20 protein-coding genes and 1 pseudogene are annotated in these 18,152 nt (G+C 68.8%); 12 read left to right on the plus strand and 9 right to left on the minus strand.

What is annotated here, in order from left to right; genetic code table 11:
* The first annotated feature begins 11 nt into the window (after window positions 1-11).
* The 3 genes from rhaS (at window position 12) to ACY0PA_RS41710 (ending at window position 2,599) form a co-directional block, all read left to right on the plus strand.
* The gene (gene rhaS, locus ACY0PA_RS41700) at window positions 12-1,103 is read left to right on the plus strand and encodes a rhamnose ABC transporter substrate-binding protein (RefSeq protein WP_473082531.1); all 1,092 of its coding nucleotides are present in this window, start codon (window positions 12-14) and stop codon (window positions 1,101-1,103) included.
* 94 nt (window positions 1,104-1,197) lie between these two features.
* Complete coding sequence (locus ACY0PA_RS41705) at window positions 1,198-1,518, plus strand: L-rhamnose mutarotase (protein ID WP_473082532.1); 321 nt, start codon at window positions 1,198-1,200, stop codon at window positions 1,516-1,518.
* A gap of 61 nt (window positions 1,519-1,579) precedes the next feature.
* The gene (locus ACY0PA_RS41710) at window positions 1,580-2,599 is read left to right on the plus strand and encodes a LacI family DNA-binding transcriptional regulator (RefSeq protein WP_473082533.1); all 1,020 of its coding nucleotides are present in this window, start codon (window positions 1,580-1,582) and stop codon (window positions 2,597-2,599) included.
* Here ACY0PA_RS41710 and ACY0PA_RS41715 read toward each other — a convergent pair.
* Window positions 2,596-2,844: a hypothetical protein gene (locus ACY0PA_RS41715; RefSeq protein WP_473082534.1), complete on the minus strand. Its 249-nt coding sequence runs from the start codon at window positions 2,842-2,844 to the stop codon at window positions 2,596-2,598. The two genes, ACY0PA_RS41710 and ACY0PA_RS41715, sit on opposite strands and share 4 nt — an antisense overlap.
* 113 nt (window positions 2,845-2,957) lie before the next feature.
* Between ACY0PA_RS41715 and ACY0PA_RS41720 the strand changes: the two genes are divergently transcribed.
* From ACY0PA_RS41720 to ACY0PA_RS41735, 4 genes are all read left to right on the plus strand, one after another.
* Window positions 2,958-3,317, plus strand: coding sequence for an ArsR/SmtB family transcription factor (locus ACY0PA_RS41720; RefSeq protein WP_473082535.1), 360 nt, complete (start codon window positions 2,958-2,960; stop codon window positions 3,315-3,317).
* A gap of 85 nt (window positions 3,318-3,402) precedes the next feature.
* Window positions 3,403-3,825 carry an ATP-binding protein gene (locus ACY0PA_RS41725; RefSeq protein ID WP_473082536.1) on the plus strand — a complete coding sequence of 141 codons (423 nt, stop codon included), beginning with the start codon at window positions 3,403-3,405 and terminating at the stop codon, window positions 3,823-3,825.
* Between the two features lie 50 nt (window positions 3,826-3,875).
* Complete coding sequence (locus ACY0PA_RS41730; RefSeq protein WP_473082537.1) at window positions 3,876-4,268, plus strand: STAS domain-containing protein; 393 nt, start codon at window positions 3,876-3,878, stop codon at window positions 4,266-4,268.
* A gap of 457 nt (window positions 4,269-4,725) precedes the next feature.
* Window positions 4,726-5,076 (plus strand): ArsR/SmtB family transcription factor, encoded by a 351-nt coding sequence (locus ACY0PA_RS41735; protein WP_473082538.1) that lies wholly within the window; start codon window positions 4,726-4,728, stop codon window positions 5,074-5,076.
* Between the two features lie 167 nt (window positions 5,077-5,243).
* On the opposite strand, the gene ACY0PA_RS41740 is transcribed toward ACY0PA_RS41735, so the two are convergent.
* Window positions 5,244-5,675, minus strand: coding sequence for a DUF7144 family membrane protein (locus tag ACY0PA_RS41740; protein ID WP_473082539.1), 432 nt, complete (start codon window positions 5,673-5,675; stop codon window positions 5,244-5,246).
* 686 nt (window positions 5,676-6,361) lie between these two features.
* Between ACY0PA_RS41740 and ACY0PA_RS41745 the strand changes: the two genes are divergently transcribed.
* Window positions 6,362-7,357 (plus strand): Acg family FMN-binding oxidoreductase, encoded by a 996-nt coding sequence (locus tag ACY0PA_RS41745; protein ID WP_473082540.1) that lies wholly within the window; start codon window positions 6,362-6,364, stop codon window positions 7,355-7,357.
* Window positions 7,358-7,703: 346 nt separating this feature from the next.
* Here the strand turns inward: ACY0PA_RS41745 and ACY0PA_RS41750 are convergent, their stop codons facing one another.
* From ACY0PA_RS41750 to ACY0PA_RS41770, 5 genes are read right to left on the minus strand one after another with little or no spacing between them, the layout of a single operon-like run.
* Window positions 7,704-8,891 (minus strand): FAD-dependent oxidoreductase, encoded by a 1,188-nt coding sequence (locus tag ACY0PA_RS41750; protein ID WP_473082541.1) that lies wholly within the window; start codon window positions 8,889-8,891, stop codon window positions 7,704-7,706.
* Window positions 8,892-8,910: 19 nt separating this feature from the next.
* Window positions 8,911-9,543 (minus strand): maleylpyruvate isomerase family mycothiol-dependent enzyme, encoded by a 633-nt coding sequence (locus ACY0PA_RS41755; protein ID WP_473082542.1) that lies wholly within the window; start codon window positions 9,541-9,543, stop codon window positions 8,911-8,913.
* On the minus strand, window positions 9,540-10,370 hold the full coding sequence (locus tag ACY0PA_RS41760) for a fumarylacetoacetate hydrolase family protein (RefSeq protein ID WP_473082543.1): 831 nt from the start codon (window positions 10,368-10,370) through the stop codon (window positions 9,540-9,542). The genes ACY0PA_RS41755 and ACY0PA_RS41760 overlap by 4 nt, the downstream gene beginning before the upstream one ends.
* Window positions 10,367-11,527: a cupin domain-containing protein gene (locus ACY0PA_RS41765; RefSeq protein WP_473082544.1), complete on the minus strand. Its 1,161-nt coding sequence runs from the start codon at window positions 11,525-11,527 to the stop codon at window positions 10,367-10,369. Before ACY0PA_RS41765 ends, ACY0PA_RS41760 begins: the two co-directional genes overlap by 4 nt.
* The gene (locus ACY0PA_RS41770; RefSeq protein ID WP_473082545.1) at window positions 11,524-12,870 is read right to left on the minus strand and encodes an MFS transporter; all 1,347 of its coding nucleotides are present in this window, start codon (window positions 12,868-12,870) and stop codon (window positions 11,524-11,526) included. Before ACY0PA_RS41770 ends, ACY0PA_RS41765 begins: the two co-directional genes overlap by 4 nt.
* Before the next feature lie 49 nt (window positions 12,871-12,919).
* Between ACY0PA_RS41770 and ACY0PA_RS41775 the strand changes: the two genes are divergently transcribed.
* On the plus strand, window positions 12,920-13,660 hold the full coding sequence (locus tag ACY0PA_RS41775; protein WP_473082546.1) for an IclR family transcriptional regulator: 741 nt from the start codon (window positions 12,920-12,922) through the stop codon (window positions 13,658-13,660).
* Window positions 13,661-14,366: 706 nt separating this feature from the next.
* Here ACY0PA_RS41775 and ACY0PA_RS41780 read toward each other — a convergent pair.
* Window positions 14,367-14,960 carry a TetR/AcrR family transcriptional regulator gene (locus ACY0PA_RS41780; protein ID WP_473082547.1) on the minus strand — a complete coding sequence of 198 codons (594 nt, stop codon included), beginning with the start codon at window positions 14,958-14,960 and terminating at the stop codon, window positions 14,367-14,369.
* A 96-nt stretch (window positions 14,961-15,056) separates the two neighbouring features.
* On the opposite strand from ACY0PA_RS41780, the gene ACY0PA_RS41785 reads away from it, so the two are divergent.
* The 3 genes and pseudogenes from ACY0PA_RS41785 to ACY0PA_RS41795 all read left to right on the plus strand — a co-directional run bounded on the left by ACY0PA_RS41785 (window position 15,057) and on the right by ACY0PA_RS41795 (window position 16,842).
* Window positions 15,057-16,001: an alpha/beta fold hydrolase gene (locus tag ACY0PA_RS41785; RefSeq protein WP_473082548.1), complete on the plus strand. Its 945-nt coding sequence runs from the start codon at window positions 15,057-15,059 to the stop codon at window positions 15,999-16,001.
* Window positions 16,002-16,016: 15 nt separating this feature from the next.
* A pseudogene (locus ACY0PA_RS41790) lies at window positions 16,017-16,184 on the plus strand (ISL3 family transposase); the annotation flags it as partial.
* A gap of 253 nt (window positions 16,185-16,437) precedes the next feature.
* Complete coding sequence (locus ACY0PA_RS41795; RefSeq protein ID WP_473082549.1) at window positions 16,438-16,842, plus strand: nuclear transport factor 2 family protein; 405 nt, start codon at window positions 16,438-16,440, stop codon at window positions 16,840-16,842.
* A gap of 72 nt (window positions 16,843-16,914) precedes the next feature.
* On the opposite strand, the gene ACY0PA_RS41800 is transcribed toward ACY0PA_RS41795, so the two are convergent.
* Window positions 16,915-17,919, minus strand: a complete 1,005-nt coding sequence (locus ACY0PA_RS41800) for a GlxA family transcriptional regulator (RefSeq protein WP_405785269.1) — start codon at window positions 17,917-17,919, stop codon at window positions 16,915-16,917.
* Window positions 17,920-18,152: the final 233 nt, after the last annotated feature.

Genomic DNA, 18,152 nt, shown 5'->3' on the forward strand with positions numbered 1-18,152 from the left:
GGCAGGACCTCATGTCTCTCAGCAGCACCGCCAGAACCCGTCGCCTCGGCATGGCGCTCGCCGTCACCACCACCCTCGTCCTCGGAGCCACCGCCTGCGGTGGCACCACCAAGGACGACGCCAACAAGGACGCCGCCAAGTCCGCCGCCGCGGGCAAGGCCGACCCGAACGCGGCCACCAAGAAGGGCCTCACGGTCGCCTTCCTGCCCAAGCAGGTCAACAACCCCTACTTCACCGTGGCGGACAACGGCGGCAAGAAGGCGGTGCAGCAGCTGGGCTCGACGTACAAGGAGGTCGGCACCAGCAGCGGCACCGACACCTCCGGTCAGGTCTCCTACGTCAACACCCTCACCCAGCAGCAGTCGGACGCCATCGCCGTGTCCGCGCAGGACCCGGGCGCCCTGTGCACAGCCCTGAAGCAGGCGATGAAGAACGGCGTCAGCGTCGTCACGTACGACTCCGACACCAAGGCCGACTGCCGCAACGTGTTCGTCTCGCAGGCCAGCGCCGAGGACCTCGGTCGCACCCAGGTGCAGCAGATGGCCAAGCAGATCGGCGGCAAGGGCGAGATCGCGATCCTCTCGGCGGCCCAGACGGCCACCAACCAGAACACGTGGATCGACTACATGAAGGATGAGCTGAAGAAGCCCGAGTACAAGGACATCAAGCTCGTCACGACGGCCTACGGGGACGACGACGCCCAGAAGTCGTTCCAGCAGACCCAGGGCCTGCTCCAGGAGCACCCGAAGCTGAAGGGGATCATCTCCCCGACCACCGTCGGCATCAAGGCCGCCGCCCAGTACCTGTCCGGTTCCAAGTACAAGGGCAAGGTCAAGCTGACCGGCCTCGGCACCCCCAACGACATGCGCGCCTACGTCAAGAACGGCACCGTCGAGGGCTTCGAGCTGTGGGATCCGGCCGCTCTCGGCGCGCTCGCCGCACACACTGCCGTCGCCCTGGAGTCGGGCCAGATCACCGGCAAGGAGGGCGAGACGTTCAAGGCCGGCGACCTCGGATCGTTCACCATCGGCAAGGACGGTGTGGTCTCCCTCGGCAAGCCGACCGTCTTCGACAAGAAGAACATCGACAACTTCAAGTTCTGAGTCGTACACGATCTGAGCCGTGGACAAGAGGGGTCGGGGCCATCACACCGCTGTGCGACGGCCCCGACGCCACGAACATGCAAGGGTGATGAGGATGCGGCGAGTCTGCTTCCTGCTCAAGGTCAAAACCGACCGGATCGACGAGTACCGCCTGCGCCACGCGGACGTGTGGCAGGAGATGCGCGACGCGCTGACCGCCGCCGGCTGGCACAACTACTCCCTCTTCCTGCGCGAGGACGGACTGCTCGTCGGCTACCTGGAGACCGAGGACTTCGAAGCGGCCCGCGCCGCCATGGACGCCACCGACGTCAACGCGCGCTGGCAGGCCGAGATGGGGTCGTTCTTCGAGAACCTGGACGATCAGGCTCCCGACGCCGCGATGCGTCCGCTCTCCGAGATCTTCCACCTCGCCTGAGCGGTCGGCGGGCGCGGGGCTGTTTGGATGAGCGGTGCTCAGAGTACGCAGAGGGGAACGCATGACCGTCGGCATCAAGGACGTGGCGCAGCAGGCAGGTGTCTCCGTAGGCACGGTCTCCAACGTCCTCAACCAGCCGGATCGCGTCTCGCCGCACACCCGCCGGCACGTTCAGGAAGTCATCACCCAACTCGGGTACGTCCGCAGCGAGTACGCCCGCCAGCTGCGGGCCGGACGCAGCCGCATCATCTCGCTGCTCGTCCTCGACATGGCCAATCCTTTCTTCGTCGACATCGCGCGCGGCGCCGAGCGCGCTGCACGAGATGCCGGGCTCGGCGTGATGGTCTGCAACAGCGGCCAGAGCCCCACCGAGGAGGCCGACTACCTCGCCCACTTCGCCGAGCAGCGGGTGCGCGGCGCCCTCATCGCACCGGCCGACCCCAGCGGGCAGACCGTGCGGAACTTCCGGCGACACGGCATCCCTTACGTCGTGGTGGACCGGGTCACCGGGGACGAGGAGGGGTGCTCGGTGGCCGTCGACGACGAGGCGGGCGGTGCGCTCGCCCTGCGCCACCTCGTCGCCCAGGGCCATCGCCGCATCGCCTTCGTCAGCGGCCCGCCGCACCTGACGCAGGTCCAAGACAGACGCACCGGCGCCCTCCAGGCCCTGTCCGAGGCCGGCCTGTCGTCCGACGTCCTGCGCGAACTGCCCACCGAGCGCATGGACGTGGCCGCGGGCCGCGACGCCGGCGCCCGCCTCCTCGGCCTGGCCGACCGCCCCACCGCCGTGTTCTGCGCCAACGATCTGCTCGCCCTCGGTGTCCTCCAGGCGCTCTACGCGGCAGGGGTCAAGGTCCCCGAGGACATGGCGCTCGTCGGCTACGACGACATCGAGTTCGCCGCGGCCGCGACCGTCCCACTCACCTCGGTGCGCCAGCCGGCTTTCAGCCTGGGAACCATCGCCGCCGCACTGCTGCTGGAGGAAACGGGCCCGGAGGCGAAGGACCACCGACACCAACACGTGGTCCTGCAGCCGGAGTTGGTGGTGCGCCAGTCGAGCATGGGCGGCCACGACGGCTAGGCGGTTTCGTTTGGATCAGTCGGTCGTTGGACGGGTGTGACGTGGACAGACGCCCAGTGGGTGCGAATGTTCTCAGACTCGACCGATCCGATGTCCCGGCAGACGCGGCCCAGGATCCGGTCCCACTCGTCGCGTTGCGCGTCGGCCAGTCGGAGCAGGGGCAGGTCGGCGTCGGGATCAAAGCCGGCGTCGAGGCGGCCAAGTGTTTCCTGAGGCGTCAGGCCCGGCTGCACCCGCACGCGCATGAAGGTGCGAGGGTCGTGTCCGCGGTTGCCGCATGGTGTCGCAGGTGACCGCGGGCACGGCCGCCTGTCGTGTGCGCGCCTCGCAGAGGGGCGAAGGTCGGGGAGAGGGTTTCGTGTCGGTTCCGCTGTACCAGGCCAAGGCCGAGTTCTTCCGGATGCTCGGTCATCCCGTGCGGATACGGGCTCTGGAGCTGCTCCAGGACGGTCCGATGCCGGTGCGCGACCTGCTCGCGGCGATCGCGGTGGAGCCCTCCACGCTGTCTCAGCAGCTTGCCGTCCTGCGCCGTTCCGGCATCGTGACTTCCCAGCGCGAGGGCTCCACGGTCGTCTACGCGCTCGCCGGCGGGGACGTCGCCGACCTGATGCGGGCCGCGCGCCGCATCCTCACCGAGATGCTCTCCGGACGAAACGAACTCCTCGCTGAACTGCGCGACGCGGACCAAGACCAGGCAGTGGAGGTCGCAGCCCGGTGAGATCCGTCATCGGCTACCGGTTCTTGAGCACGGCCCGCTCGGTGAGCGGCTTCCGGCTCGCCCGCGTCGAGGAGGTCCAGCTGTGATGGCATCGGAACTGGGCGAGCTGCCCTGCCGGCACGTGCTGACCCTGGCGGCCATGCCCGCGGCAGTGCGGATAGCCCGCGAAACCACCGAACAAGTACTGGCCGAATGGGGCGTCAACCACCGCCATCCGGCCGTCGACCCCGCGCTGCTGATTCTCTCCGAGCTGGTTGCCAACAGCGTCCGGCACGCCGCCGAGATCTCCCCACAGCTCACGGTCCTGTACGCCGCGAGCGCGGACACCTTCGCCTTCGGCGTCCACGACCGACACCCCTACCAGCCCGCCCTCTACGGCGCCCTCACCCAGAGCGGAGGCGGGCTCGCCACCGTCGTCGAGCTCACTCTCGGCCTCGGCGGCAGCGCGGTCGTACGACCGGACGCGGACCGCGGCGGCAAGAGCATCTGGATCACCCTGCCCCTGTGACCCGCACACGGCAAGGGGACCAGGCAGTACCCGAAAGGCAGTTCACGACCGTGACCATCGAATGGCGCTACCGCATCGAGCAGGACCTCGGCATCCTCTCCGTGGCCGGACACCTCGGCCCTGACGCCACCCACCGTTTCAACGGCGCGGTCGGCTGGGTCCTCGCCCGCGGCACCGGCCCGGTCGTCGTCGACCTCACCGAGCTGCGCGGCTGGTCCACCGAGGGTCAGCTCGCGATCATCGACGCCGCCCGGCAACTGGCCGACGGCGGCCGCTCGCTGGAACTGGCCGCGATCCCGGCCGACGGCTCCCTCGTCCCCCACGGCGACTGCCCCGCCATCCCCGTCCACAGTGACCTGCTCACAGCCCTCGCCGCGCACGCGCCCCTCGGAACCGGGGACGAGGATGCGCGGGAGTGGCGTACCCAGGGCTGGCCTACCTGAGGGCTGTGCCGCCGCCGGCCGGCTCAACTGCCGTACAAGGGGCCCCATGTGGCTGCCTCGGCCTTTCAGTGATCCTCCCCGGTGTGCTCCTCTGCCGACGGTGGGGCAGTGGGCCGACCGCCGCGCAGGCTGTCCAGCCTTACCAGGTCGGTGTGGCCGCAGCGCGGGCAGACCCCCCGCCGGGTCCGACAGCCGTCCGGAGGCACTTGAGGCGAACAGGCAGGACACTCGAGCAGCATGCCGTTCGCGCCACGCAGACGCGGGACTCGTATGGAGCACACCCCTCCTATCATTAGTAATTGCTGATGTTGGCAATTACCGAGTTCATCAGCCTGGCCGTCACAGGCGAGGATGACCCTATGCAGACGATTTCTGGGCGGACGCGATGGACGCAGCACTCACGGCGCCAAGCCGTATGGCAGCCGCGCATCGACGAGGGCAACAGGAGGCGCTTCCAGTGAGCACGCCCCTGTACCAACTCAAGGCCGAGTTCTTCAAAATGCTCGGGCATCCCGCCCGCATCCGGGTCCTGGAGCTGCTGAGCGAGCGAGAGCACGCGGTCGCCGAGATGCTGCCCGAGGTAGGGATCGAGCCCGCCCACCTGTCGCAACAACTGGCCGTACTGCGCCGGGCGAACCTCGTGGCCACCCGCAATGAGGGCTCGAACGTCTACTACCGGCTGACCAGCCCGCACGTGGCGGAACTACTGCGGGTCGCCCGCACCATCCTGTCCGGGGTCCTGACCAACCAGGCCGAACTCCTCGCCGACCTCAAGGCGGCGTCGAGCGAGCCGAACCCGCCCTCCTAGACGGCACCTGATCGGCGGCCGCCTCTCTGCGTGATGCGGTCAGCTTTCACGCGCCGGCGTCCCATCCGATGTGCGGTGGATCACCACGACGCCACACGCCGGATGGCCCGGACAACGCCGACGCGCCGCCGCTCGGCCGGGCCGGCCCGGCATGCCTCCGCCTGGGTTCACCGACCGCCGCTGGCTGTGGGAGAGAACCTGGTCAGCGACCACACGATGAAGAGATCGAGGGCCATGACGGTGATGGACCAAGCGGGGTAGTACGGAATGAACATGAACTGGGTGATCAGGCTGATCGCCGCCACGGTGATGCCGGCCCCGCGCCCCCAGGTCTTGCCTGCCACAACTCCTACGCCGGCGACGACCAGGGCCACGCCGATCAGAAGATGAAGCCAGCCCCACGCGGTCAGATCAAACCGGTAGGCGTACCGAGACGACGCGAACAGGGTGTCGCCTGCGAGACCGGATGCACCCAGCAGAATGCTGAGTGGCCCGCTCAGCAGCAGCGTCACCCCGGCGAACAGGGTCGTGCCGGTGACCATTTCGCTGCTGTCGGGGCTCTCCGGCCCTCGCGGCACCTCGTTGGGCATTGCTGCCATGCCGTCGCCTTCCTGTCAGGCGCGGCCACACAGCCTGTGCAAGGCCGGCCGCGCTCCCGTGCCATCTTCACCTCAGTCTTGCGGCGTCGCGACTGCAATCCGCCATGCGCGGACCCCGGGCTCCTACCGCAGGTGCTCGGCCTCGGGCGGAAGCCGGAAGCGGCGAACGCAGGCGTAGTGGGCTCGGGCTCTTCGACCTCGGCGAATAGGGGGCGGACGGTGGCGAGGGAGGCGATTGCCTTGCCCCTTGCCAAGGTGTCGCGTGGCGATGACGCGGTTCCGGGTGGTTTTCTGGGTGCGGGGACGTCGTCGCTCGCGGCCCGGGGGCAGGTGGCCATGTCGCCCGGCGCTCTTGGGCGGCCGCCGTTCAGCGGGGCTCGGGGTGGCGGTCCTGATCCCGTGGTTGTCTCGCAAGGTGCGGCTCGGTCGCCACTGCGATAATCCAAAGGGGGCTGCGAAGAGCCGACGGAACCCGTGGGGTGCACATGTCTGACGTGTTGCCCGTGGCCTTTTTTGAACTGTCGATCCGTGTCTACTGCTCGGTGGACGACGACGTGGTCTGCCGAGGCCTGCGCGACCGTGTGGAGGCTGGGTGCCGTTCTCGCGATGGTGTGGTTTCCGCACAGCCACGATCGTTGCCTGCTCGCTCGCGCGCCGGCGGCGATCTCTCACAGACGGGATGAGCCGTGTCCCCCACAGATCTTGATAGGGCGTTCGTGACGTCGTTGGTCGAGGACGCTGTGATGGCGCCCTCCATGCACAACGCACAGCCCTGGAGGTTCATCCAGCGGACCGGCAGCCGTTCCGTCGCGCTGTACGGCGATCCCGACCGCGCGCTGCCCCACGGCGACCTCGAGCACCGCGCACTGCACCTCGGATGCGGCGCCGCCCTGTTCAACCTGGTCGTGGCCGCAGCGCACGCCGGTTGGACCGCCACCGTCGGGCTGCTTCCCGACCCCCGGGCCCCCTGGCACCTGGCCGACGTAGCGCTCGACAAGGCCGAGGCCGAGGATGCGGACCGTGATCTCGCGGACCTCTACCGCGCGGTACGGCGGCGGCACAGCAGCCGCTTCCCCTTCTCCGACGAGCAGATTCCCGAGCCCATATTCGATGGGCTTTGCTCCGCCGCTCTCCTGGAGGGCTGCCGGTTGATCACTCCCAGCGCCTGGCATGCCGACGCGGTGATGGACCTCGTGCACGAGGCCGAGCTGCTCGAGGCTGCGAACGAGGCCGTACGTGAGGAGATCGCCACCTGGACGCGCACGGGCAGGGGCGATGAGGGACCCGCTGCCGACGGCATCCCAGCCGACGCCCTCGGTCCACGGCAATACGGCGTGAGCTCGCCGGTCAGGGACTTCGACTCCTCGCGCCGGGTGCCGGACCGTGCCGTTGCCGTGTTCGAGGAGCATCCGCAGATCGCGCTGCTCGGCACGGTGCATGACACTCCGGCGGACTGGCTACGGGCTGGGCAGGCAATGCAACGGGTGCTCCTGCAGGCCACTCTCGACGGGCTCGCGACCTCGCTGATGTCGCAGCCACTCGAATGGCCAGAGCTCCGGTCTTCAGTACGCGATCCCAGTTCCGCGATCGGGTTCGTCCACATGGTGTTCCGTCTCGGCTACGGCCCCCAGGGCGCGGCGACTCCTCGCAGGCCCGTGACTGAAGTCCTCAGCTTCGAGTGACGGTGTTTCGGTTGTCGGCAGTTGCACCGGAGGCGATCAACGATGGAGCGGCAGGTCAACATCCCCGTCGTCGAGGCTCCCAGTCCACCGGACCCGACTCAGCAGACGCCACGGTGGCCGTGCACGCCCTCGCCCTGAACGCCGCACTCGACGAGCGGCCCACCGCTCTCAGCCCCACGGAGACGGCCCTGCTGCGCGAGTGGCTGGAACGGCTGGCCACCCACAGAACCTGAAACGACGAACCGGCCGCAGAGGCGGGCTTCGTCGCCCACCTCGGCGGCCGGATCGCCGGCGAGGGTCTGACAGTTCAGACGTGTCTGACCGGATCAGACCCCGTGCAACCAGGTCAGGCCCCGTACAACCAGTCAATGTGCTTGAAGTCGTCCGGCTGCCGGTCGCGGAACAGCTCGTTGCGGATCGACCGGGCCAGGCCGTCCACGTGCCACAGGTCGCCCCAGACCCGTGCCGACGACTGGACCCGGGCGGTGCGCTCGGTGCGGGCCTTCTCGTACTCCTTCAGCGCGACGGGCCAGTCGACCTCGCCGTGCGGGGACTGTACGGCCGCTTCCGAGGCGAGGCTGTACGCGTCCTCGATCGCCTGGCAGGCGCCCTGGGCGAGGTACTGCAGCATCGGATGGGCGGCATCGCCGGTCAGGCCGAGACGGCCGTCCACCCAGTGACCGATCGGAAGCCGGTCGTACATCGGCCAACGGCGATCCTTCCAGAGCGAGTTGAGCCCGCGCTGCACCTCCGGGCAGGTGCCGGCAAAGACCTGCGCAAGCTCCTCCGGGCCGCCCCAGTCCTCCTCGCCGCGCTGGTGCGCCGGCGAGGCGAAGACCGCCACGGTGTTGAACATCTCGCCGCGGCGCAGTGGATATTGCACCAGGTGACAGCCCGGACCCATGTAGACCACGACATCGGTCAGCGCGTGCTCGTCGAGCTCGGTGTCGATCTCCGACAGCGGGAAGGCGCCGCGGTAGGCGACATAGCCGGAGCAGACCGGCTCGTCGTCGCTGAACCCGCGACGCAGGACCGAGCGGAGACCGTCCGCTGCCAGGGCCACGTCCGCGCGGTGCCCCCCGGTCGAGCTGTTCACGTCAGCTGCGTCGACGGAGGTCGCCACCTCGTCCACGACACAGTCCGGCACCAGCTCGACTCCGGCCCGCTCGCATGCGCGGGCGAGGATCGAGAGCAGGTCACTGCGGTGGATGACGACATACGGGGCGCCGTACCGGCCGAGGAACTTCTCGTCGAGCGCGATGTGGGTGAGTTCGGAACCGTCCAGCGCGTCCTTGAAGACCAGGCGCTCGGGGACCACCCCCGCCTCGATGACCTCGTCGAGCAGGCCCCACTCGCGCAGGATGCGGGTGGCGTTGGGCGCCATCTGCAGACCGGCGCCGACCTCGGCGAACTCCGGCGCTCGCTCCAGCACACGCACCCGGTGACCGGCCCTGGCCAGCGCATAGGCGTTGGCCAGGCCGCCGATGCCGCCGCCCACGACGACGACGTCGGTGTCCTTGGTGGATGGATTCATCGTTTACCTCCTCGAACTCTCACAGCCAGGGACCGAGTACGGGCGCCCCGCCCGCCCGCCCGGTCAGCCACGCGGCCAGCACGGCGGCCTCGCCGCCTGCGGAACGCTTCTTCAGCGCGTCGGCGGCCAGGGCCGCACTCAGGTCCCCGGGCAGGTCGTCGAAACCGACGCCCGCGTTCAGGTCAACCGCGTGCACGGCGACCTCCCGGGCCCGCATCCACGGGATCTCCGACGCCGGTACGGTGCGCCCCTGAGCGGTCACGACCTCGTGGTGCCACGCCTGCTCGGGAAGCGTGTCGAGGTCGGCGGCCAGGGCGGCCGCGGACCGGGACACCATGGCGCGCAGTTCGCCGGGCGGCAGCTCGGCGCCCGCCGCGATCTCCGCGGCGCGCTGGCCCGGCCCGGCGTACATCCGCTGCTCCGCACCGGTGGAGGCCCAGCTCACAAGGCGGCGCAGCGCCTCGGCGTTGAAGTGGACATGGGCGATCACATGGCTCCGGGTCCACCCGTCGAGTGCGGTGGGCGCGCCGAACGCCTCGTCGCTCAACCCCTCGACGGCAGCGAGGAAGAGCCGGGTGCCGTGGTCCATCCACTCGCGGGTGTTCACGACGTGTGGGCCGCCGACATGGGCGCTCGTGACAGGGGTGCTCATGACGCGCGCGCCACGTTCTTGAGCCGGCCGATGCCGTCGATCTCCGTCACCAGCGTGTCGCCGTCGGCGAGGTAGCGGGCGGGCTTGCGGGCATGGCCGACCCCGCCCGGCGTCCCGGTGGCGATGACGTCGCCGGGACGCAGCGTCATGATCGTGGAGGCGTACCGCACCAGGTCGACCGGACCGAACACCAAGTCGGAGGTGTCCGCCTTCTGCACGACGTCGCCAGCCACCGAACACGTCATGGTCAGGGCCGGGGCGAGACCGCCCTCCAGCTCGTCGGGGGTGACCAGGACGGGACCGAGCGGTGTGGTGCCCTCGAACGTCTTGCCCTGCAGCCATTCCTTGGTGCGGAACTGCCAGTCACGCATGGTCACGTCGTTCATGACGGTGAAGCCCGCGATGGCGTCGCCGGCCTCCTGCTCGTCGGCGCGGCGCACGGTCCTGCCGATGACCACGGCCAGTTCCGCCTCCCAGTCGACGCAGTCGGACTCGGGCGCGAGGTCGATGTCGTCGCGGGCGCCGATGAGCGCATCGGCGAACTTCGCGAACAGCGTGGGGTGTTCGGGCAGGTCGCGGCCCATCTCCAGGATGTGGTTGCGGTAGTTCAGGCCGACGCAGAGCACCTTGCCGGGACCGGGTACGACGGGAGCGAGGTCGACGCCGTCGGCGGGGTATGTCGTACCACCGTCCTCGGCTGCGAGCGACGTCCAGTCCTCCTGCGCCAGCAGCGCGCCGACGTCCTTGAATCCGAGGTCGACGTATCCCTGGTCCGTGGCGCGGACGGCGCGGGTGCCGAGGGGGGTGCGGATGGTGGCGAGCTTCACTGGTTCGTTCCTTCTGCGTTGTCGTTGCTGCCGGTTTGGACGCGGTCCTGATGGAGCCGCTCGAAGAGGGGGGTGTCGCTGAACCGGAAGAGGTCCAGGCCCCGGTCGGTGGCGAGGGTCAGCGGCTGCCAGGAGGGCACCACGAACAGATCGCCGCGGGCGACCGTCCAGGTCGCATCGCCGACGGTCACGTGCCCCTCGCCCTCGAAAACCTGGAACACCGAGGAACCGACCTCGCGGCGGGTCGCGGTCTCGGTGCCCCGCGCCAGCCGGTGGAACTCGGTGCGCAGCGTCGGCATGACGTCGCCGCCGGTCGTCGGGTTGATGTAGCGGACGGCCGCGTGGCCGGGCTCGACGGTGGCGGAGTGGCCCTCGGCCTCCAGAGCGAGCTGCTCGGTCAGCGCCCGGTCGGTGTACTCCCAGCGGTAGGCCAGCAGCGGTGTCGACGGCGTTGGCTGAAGCCGCGTCAGCGGACGCAGACAGGGGTGGGCCCACAGGCGCTCGGAGCGGGAGCGGTCCGGTGCCTCCAGGGTCTCGACCTCGTCGGGACCGAACTCGAAGAAGGTCGAGTCGGTGTAGTGCTGCAAGGGGATGTCGAGGCCGTCGATCCAGGCCATCGGCCGGTCGCTGGCGTTGTGGTGACCGTGCCAGTGCCAGCCCGCCTGCGGAAGGAAGTCACCGCGGCGCATCGCGACCGGATCGCCGTTCACGACCGTCCACACCCCCTCGCCCTCGACGACGAAGCGGAAGGCGTTCTGTGTGTGCCGGTGGACCGGAGCATCCTCACGGGGATTGAGGTACTGGATCGCCGCCCACAACGTGGGAGTCGCGAACGGCATGCCGCCCAGACCGGGGTTGGCGAGCGCGATCGCGCGGCGCTCACCACCCCGCCCGACCGGGACCAGCCCACCGGCCTGCTCGGCCAACGGCAGCAGCGTGCTCCACCGCCAGATGTGCGGGAGCGCCGCGGACGTCGGATGCATCGGCATCAGATCGCCGATCTCGGTCCACAGCGGAACGAGGAGCTCGCGTTCGAAGCCGCGGTAGAGCGACTCCAGCTCAGGGGTTCGGGCGGGCTGGTCGGGGGCGTCCGAGGTGGCGATGGTGACGGGGGTGGCAGGGATGGCAGGGGTGGCAGGGGTGGTGCTGGCGGTCATGGCCGGACAGCTCCTTCACTCTCGGGGGCGGATACGGCATCGGTGACGGCCCATGGCTTGGACGGTCGCGGGCAGAGCAGCAACAGGGCTCCGGCCACCGCTGCGGCCAGGGCGAATGCCAGGAAGTTGGAGTTCACGCCGAGCCCGGCGGCGAGCAGCCAGCCGCCCGCCTGGGGCGCGAGGACCGCGCCGATCCGCCCGAAGCCGAGCGAGAAGCCCAGTGCCGATCCCCGCAGATGAGCCGGATAGTGGTTGGCGACGGCGGCGATGATCAGACACTGGGTGCCGTGTGTGCCGACACCGGCGAGTACGAGCGCGCCGTACGCCACGGACGAGTGCGGATGGGTGAGCAGAACCCCCAGGCCGACGGCTGCGGCAAGGGCGGCGATGACCGCTGTCGGGACGGGGCCGATCCGGGCTCCGCCCCAGGCCGTCACCAGCGAGCCCAGCACGGCGCCCAGACTGAGCGCGAGCAGGAAGGTCAGTGACGACCCGAGGTCGAAGCCGCTCTCCCGCATCAGCTGAGGCAGCCAGGTGGCCAGGCCGTACCACGCGAAGAGAGTCACCACGGTCGCCAGCGAGAACAGCACGGTGGCGGCCGTGTACGGCGGACGCAGCAGCGAGCGCAGACGCCGCGGATCCTGCGGTACGGCGTCGTGGCCGGCGCCGCTTTCGGACGGGCCGGACGAGGGCAGGCCGAACCGCTCCTCGATCCTGGCGGCCCGCACGTGCTCACCGCGCGAGCGGAGCCAGAGGGGAGACTCCGGCAGCAGCCTGAGACACAGCGGCATGACGACCAGCACCGCGAGCAGCGCGATCAGGAACATCGCCTGCCACCCGAACCGTGGCAGGACGCCGATGCCCACCAGGGACGCCGCAGCCCCGCCGATCGGGACGCCGGACATCATCAGCGTGGAGACAACCGACCGTTCGCGCGGGCCGACGAACTCGCTGGCCAGCGCGCTCGCGCTGGGTACCAGGCCGCCGAGTCCGACCCCCGCGAGGAAGCGCAGTACGCCGAAGGCCTCGGGGGTCGTGGCGAACGCGCACAGAGCGGTGAAGACGGAGAACCAGGCGGTGCAGACCAGGACGGTCCGCCGGCGGCCGAGGCGGTCGGCCGCCGTGCCGACGAGGACGGCGCCGACGAGCATGCCCAGGAAAGCAAGGCTGCCGAGCAGGCCGGCCGTGGACTTGGTCAGATGCCAGCCGGGCTCGTCAAGGAGCTTCGGCAGGACGGTCCCGTAGACGATGAGGTCGTATCCGTCGAAGACAACGATCACCCAGCACAAGGCGGTGACAAGGAACGCGGTGCGGCGCGCCGCCGTGTTTGTGGTCTGCGTCATGGCAGAGAGACTGCAGAGTTTTCCTCAAGGTGGGATAGCTTTTTCTGCTATGAAGAACAAACCCGCCTACGCCATCGAGTCGGTCGACCACGCGCTGCACCTGGCGTCTCTGCTCCAGCAGGAGGGGCCACTGCGGGTGACGGACGCGGCCGAACGCCTGGGAGTCTCCGTCTCCACGGCCCACCGCCTGTTCTCGATGCTGGTGTACCGCGACTTCGCGGAACAAGGCCCCGACCGGCGCTACCGGGCAGGGAAGGTGCTGCGCCCCACGGAGACGTCGGAAGCACCGATCGCCCACCTGCGGCGTGCGGCGCTGCCCCACATGCACGAGTTGGTGGACCGATTGCAGGAGTCGGTCAACCTGATGGTGATGGCCGGCACCGAGGTCCGTTTCATCGCCACGGCCGAGTGCGAACAGATCCTGCGGGTGGGGGACCGCGCCGGCCGGACCCTGCCCGCCCATGCCGCCTCGGGAGGCAAGGCGATCCTGGCGACCCTGCCCGCCGATGAAGTGACGGCGCTGTACGACGGCGTGGACGACGTGGACCTGACCAAGCTGCGCCGAGAGCTCAGCCTGGTCCGCAAGCGCGGGTTCGCCATCAACGACCAGCTCACCGAGACCGGCCTCACCGCGGTGGGCGTCGTCCTTCGCGGCCCTTCGGGCACACCGGCAGCGCTTTCCCTCGCCCTGCCGACAGCGAGATTCGACCGCGAGCACCTGCCCACTTGGGTGGGCGCCCTGTCTGCAGCCGCCGCCGCGATCGAACACGACCTCACCACGACGGCCTGAGCTGCCCGCGAGCGTCGTCCGGCTCCGGTCGGGCTCTGCTTTGGCGGAGGTCGACGGCGATGGCCGGTCGTGGGTGATGTGGTCGGGCAAAGCCACGGCGAAGGCCTCGGGTGACGGCGGGCACGGCGAGGTAGGTCATCAGGACGCTGAGCAGTGGCGTGGTGATCAGCGAGCGCAGCGCGGGCGCGTACTGGGTCAGGTGGGGGAGATGAGCAGGGTCGAGGCGACAATCAGGGGTGCGATGGCGAGGGCGGAAGCGACCGCCCAGTGCGCGGGCCGTCATCGGGGAACGCCCGCCGGCCGACCGGAGCCCTGCCACCGGTTCTGAGCGACGCGCTTGCCGATGAACCCCGTTGGATCGACCTGAGGCGCCCTCCGCGTTCAAAACCACGCAATGGTGATGGGTCTTGCCGATGTCCGTACCCGCCCAGATCTGGACCACCAGTTCCTCCGGTCGTTCGATGTGCTGTCCTCCCGGACGACCTCGCCGGCGCGGTCCTACTCAGCGATCCGCTCGAAGGCGTTCGCAGCTCCTCATCAGCGGCCGAGTCGCCGTGAGACACCGGGCGGCCAGGTGAGTGAAACCATCGAGGGCAACCGCATAGAAGCCATACTCAGTGTCGCTGGGTCTCTGGACCTTACGATGGCCCGTCCAACCCACGAACAAGGTAGGACCACATAGGGCACGGTCTGAGCAGCGTTCCCCCTAGACCCGGGGAGCGCGCAATGCCTGCGAGAGCGCGCTCATGCTGATGTCGATGATCGTGTGGAGCTGCTTCTGACTCGCCCCGGCCCTGCTCATCACGGCCAGTGACTGGTTGACCGCCGCGATGTGGACGGCGAAGTTGTCGGCGTCGCTGTCAGCCAACTTCGCGGCGAGCAAGGCGGTCCGCAGCCGCGCACGCTGAAGGCGCAGAGCTTCGATCGCGCGCGTGGCGATGCTGGGACTCAGTACCGGTATCGCCATCGCGGTCTGGGCGACCAGGCATCCGTCCGGCAGGTCGGGGTCGGCGATGCGCTTCAGTGTGACTTCGAAGAACGCCCGTACTGCCCGCAGCGGCTCTTCGGACGCACCTGCAAGGGCCTGGTCGTACCTGTCTCCGTACCGCGTGGCGTAGCGGTCCAGACAACGAGAATAAAGCGAGTCTTTGTCGCCGAGTGAGGAGTAGATGGAGCTGCGGTTCAGTCCGGTCGCCCTGGAGAGGTCGTCGAGAGATGTGTCGGCGTATCCGGCTCGCCAGAACTGGACCATCGCCGCATCGAGCGCGACGTCCACATCGAACTGCTTCTTCCCGGCCATCGCGCACGCACCTCGTTCTTGAGCTTGAGCCACGCCGTTGTGGCCCTGCTCATCATATCTTGAACTGGATAGTTCAAGATGCGTTAGGGTTGAGGCATGACTGACGCTGCAACTGCCGCGAATCTCTCTTCGGGCCAGAATTCGATCTCCGGGCTGCCGCTGCACGACCTTGCGGGCTTCACTCACCGCTGGCTCGACGTAGAAGGCATCCGACTTCATGCCGTGGAAGGCGGTCAGCCGACCGGTCCCACCGTCGTCTTGCTCGCCGGATTCCCGCAGACCTGGTGGGCTTGGCGCAAAGCGGCGCCGGACCTTGCCGAGCGATTCCACGTGATCGCAATCGACCTGCCAGGGCAGGGCCACTCTGACCGCCCTCAAGACAGCTACGACACGCATACAGTCGCTTCGCGCATCCAGGCTGCGGTGACTGCGCTCAACGTGCAGAAGTACTGGCTCGTCGCCCACGACATCGGGGCCTGGGTTGCCTTCTCGCTAGCACTGAAGTACGAAGAGCGCCTGCACGGTGTCGCTCTGCTTGACGCCGGCATTCCCGGCATCAGCCTCCCGGACGCCATCCCAACGGATCCCGACCGGGCCTGGAAGACCTGGCACTTCGCGTTCCACCTGGTGCCAGATCTTCCCGAGACACTGCTCGCCGGTCGCGAGCGTGACTACATTGACTGGTTCTTGAAGGTTAAAACCCTGTCCCCGACCACGTTCGACAGTGCCGAGATCGACCATTACGCCGCCGCTGTCGCTGCAGAGGGCGGTCTTCGAGCGTCTCTCTCCTACTACCGCGACGCCGCGGAATCAGCGCGCAAGAATCATGTCGCTCTTGGACGACAGCACTTGACCGTCCCGGTCCTGGGAATCTCCAGCTCCCACGGCTCAATCCCCGACATGGCCGCTTCCATCAGCCCCTGGGCAGACAACGTGACCGGTGTCGTCATCCCACATTCCGGACACTTCATCCCTGACGAGCAGCCCGCCGCAGTTGTGGACGCGTTGACTGCGTTCATCGCTCACGAGAGTCTCGGGTAGTTCGAGCCTCGTCATCATCAGATCAGCTTTACCAACGGCCTGGAAATCGACCGGCGTGCCGTGGACGCCGGCCTCACCTTGCCCTACCGCAACGGCCGCATCGAAGGCGTCAACACTCGCACCAAGCGGATTACGAGGCAGATGCACGGCCGCGCCGGATTCGACCCCCTCCGCCACCGCATCCGTTGCCCTCGGCCGGGTTCAACAGGGTGGCGAAGCTGCGCACCTCAGCGTGCCCCGGAAGCTATCGCCGGTCGCCCAAACGGTGCCCGGGCGCGATAGGTGTCACTTGGGCACGGTTGTTGTCATCAAGATCAATTCGGGGGCGGCTCGCTCAGTTCCCTGAACGGCAGCGGTACGCCGTCCGCGGAAGGCGCCTGGGCGGCTGCGGTCGGAGGTATCCAGGCTGACACTTGCTGGAGAAGGGGGCGATGCCATGGATGCCGAGTCCCAGATCAGGGACGCGATCGAGGAACATTGGCGGGCTTCGGAACGCGGAGACATCGAGGCCGAGCATGCGATCTACGCTGCGGACGCGGTGCTGGACTATCCGCAGTCGGGCGAGCGATTCCGAGGCCGCGAGACGATCGCGGCACAACGCGGCGGGCACCCGGCAGACCGGCACTTCACCATCCTGCGCATCACCGGCCACGCGCACGTATGGGTGAGTGAATGCGTCATCACCTACGACGGTTCGCCTTCGTACTCGGTGAGCGTCATGGAATTCGCCGACCAGCAGGTCGTGCACGAGACGCAGTACTTCGCCGGTCCTTTCGGCACGCCCGCGTGGCGGGCCGCGCTCGCAGAGCCGATGCCGGGGCGGACTGTCGAGGAGGCATGATTGGCCTCGTCCGGCACGGCCGGCCTGTCGGACTTCGGCGATTGCCTGTGCTCGCCGGATACCTACAGGGCGTCAGGCACGCTTGCCGTCACCTGCGGTGCGCGTGGTACGGAAGCGCGCCCGGTAGACCCCCGGCGTGATGCCGAGGTTGCGCGTGAAGGCCCGGCGCAGCGACTCCGGTGACCCGAAGCCGGTGCGCCGGGCCACCGTGGCCATGGGGTCGTCGCTGTCCTCCAGCATCGCCTGGGCGGCTTCCATGCGGACCTGCTCGACGTAGCGGGCCGGGGTCGTGGTCATCTCGTCGTGGAACAGGCGCGTCATGTGGCGGGCACTCACACCCGCCCGGCGCGCCATGGTGGCAAGGGTGTGTGGGGCGGACGGGTCCTCGGCGACCGCGTCCAGGACCCGGCGCAGCATCTCCTGTCTCGCGCGCGGCGTGTGGGTGCGGACACTGAACTGCGACTGGCCTCCCGGACGCTGCATGAACACGACCATGTCCTTGGCCACGGCGCGGGCGACATCGGCGCCGAGGTGCTCCTCGACCAGGGCGAGCGAGAGATCGATGCCCGAGCTGACGCCCGCGGAGGTCATGATGTGGCCGTCGCGCACGAACAGGGCGTCCGCCTCTACGGTCACCTGCGGGTAGCGCAGAGCGAGCTGGTCGGCGAAGCGCCAGTGCGTGGTCGCTTTGCGTCCGTCGAGCAGTCCGGCCGCGGCGAGGAGGAAGGCTCCGGTGCAGATGGACGCGGTGCGGCAGCTGCGTGCGTCGAGCGCCCTTATGGCGTCCAGCAGGTCGTCGTCCTTGATGAGGGAGGGCCACTCCGGGCCGCCAGGGATGACGACCACATCGCTGGCCTCCTGCACCTGCGCGGCAGCCAGGTCGACGCGCAGTCCGGTGCCGGCTGCGGTAACCGCGTCGGTACCGTCCGGGGAGACCGTGCGTACGCGGTAACGGCCGCCGAATTCGTTGGCCGTCGTGAACACCTCGATCGGGCCGGTGACGTCGAGCAGCCGTACGCCGGGGAAGACCAGCACGGTCACCAGTAGCGGCTTTCTGCCTGACGGCCTGTCCTTCATCGTGCGCCTCCCGGATGGACTGCGGCCCACAGACGGACTGGGGCCCACAGCGGTAGACACCATCATCCGCCTGGCGACGCCCCGCCCGCGCCGTGCTGATGAGTGTCGTCCGCGTCCCTGCGGCATGATGCTGCCTTCTGTCGTGCGTGTGGATCGAGGCGTCGGGATTCGGCGCCTCATCGCTTTCAGCGGCCGCCTGCCGTCTCGTCATGGCCGCATATGCGGACACAACA

It is taken from the genome of Streptomyces sp. DS1-CR2, from assembly GCF_055760475.1.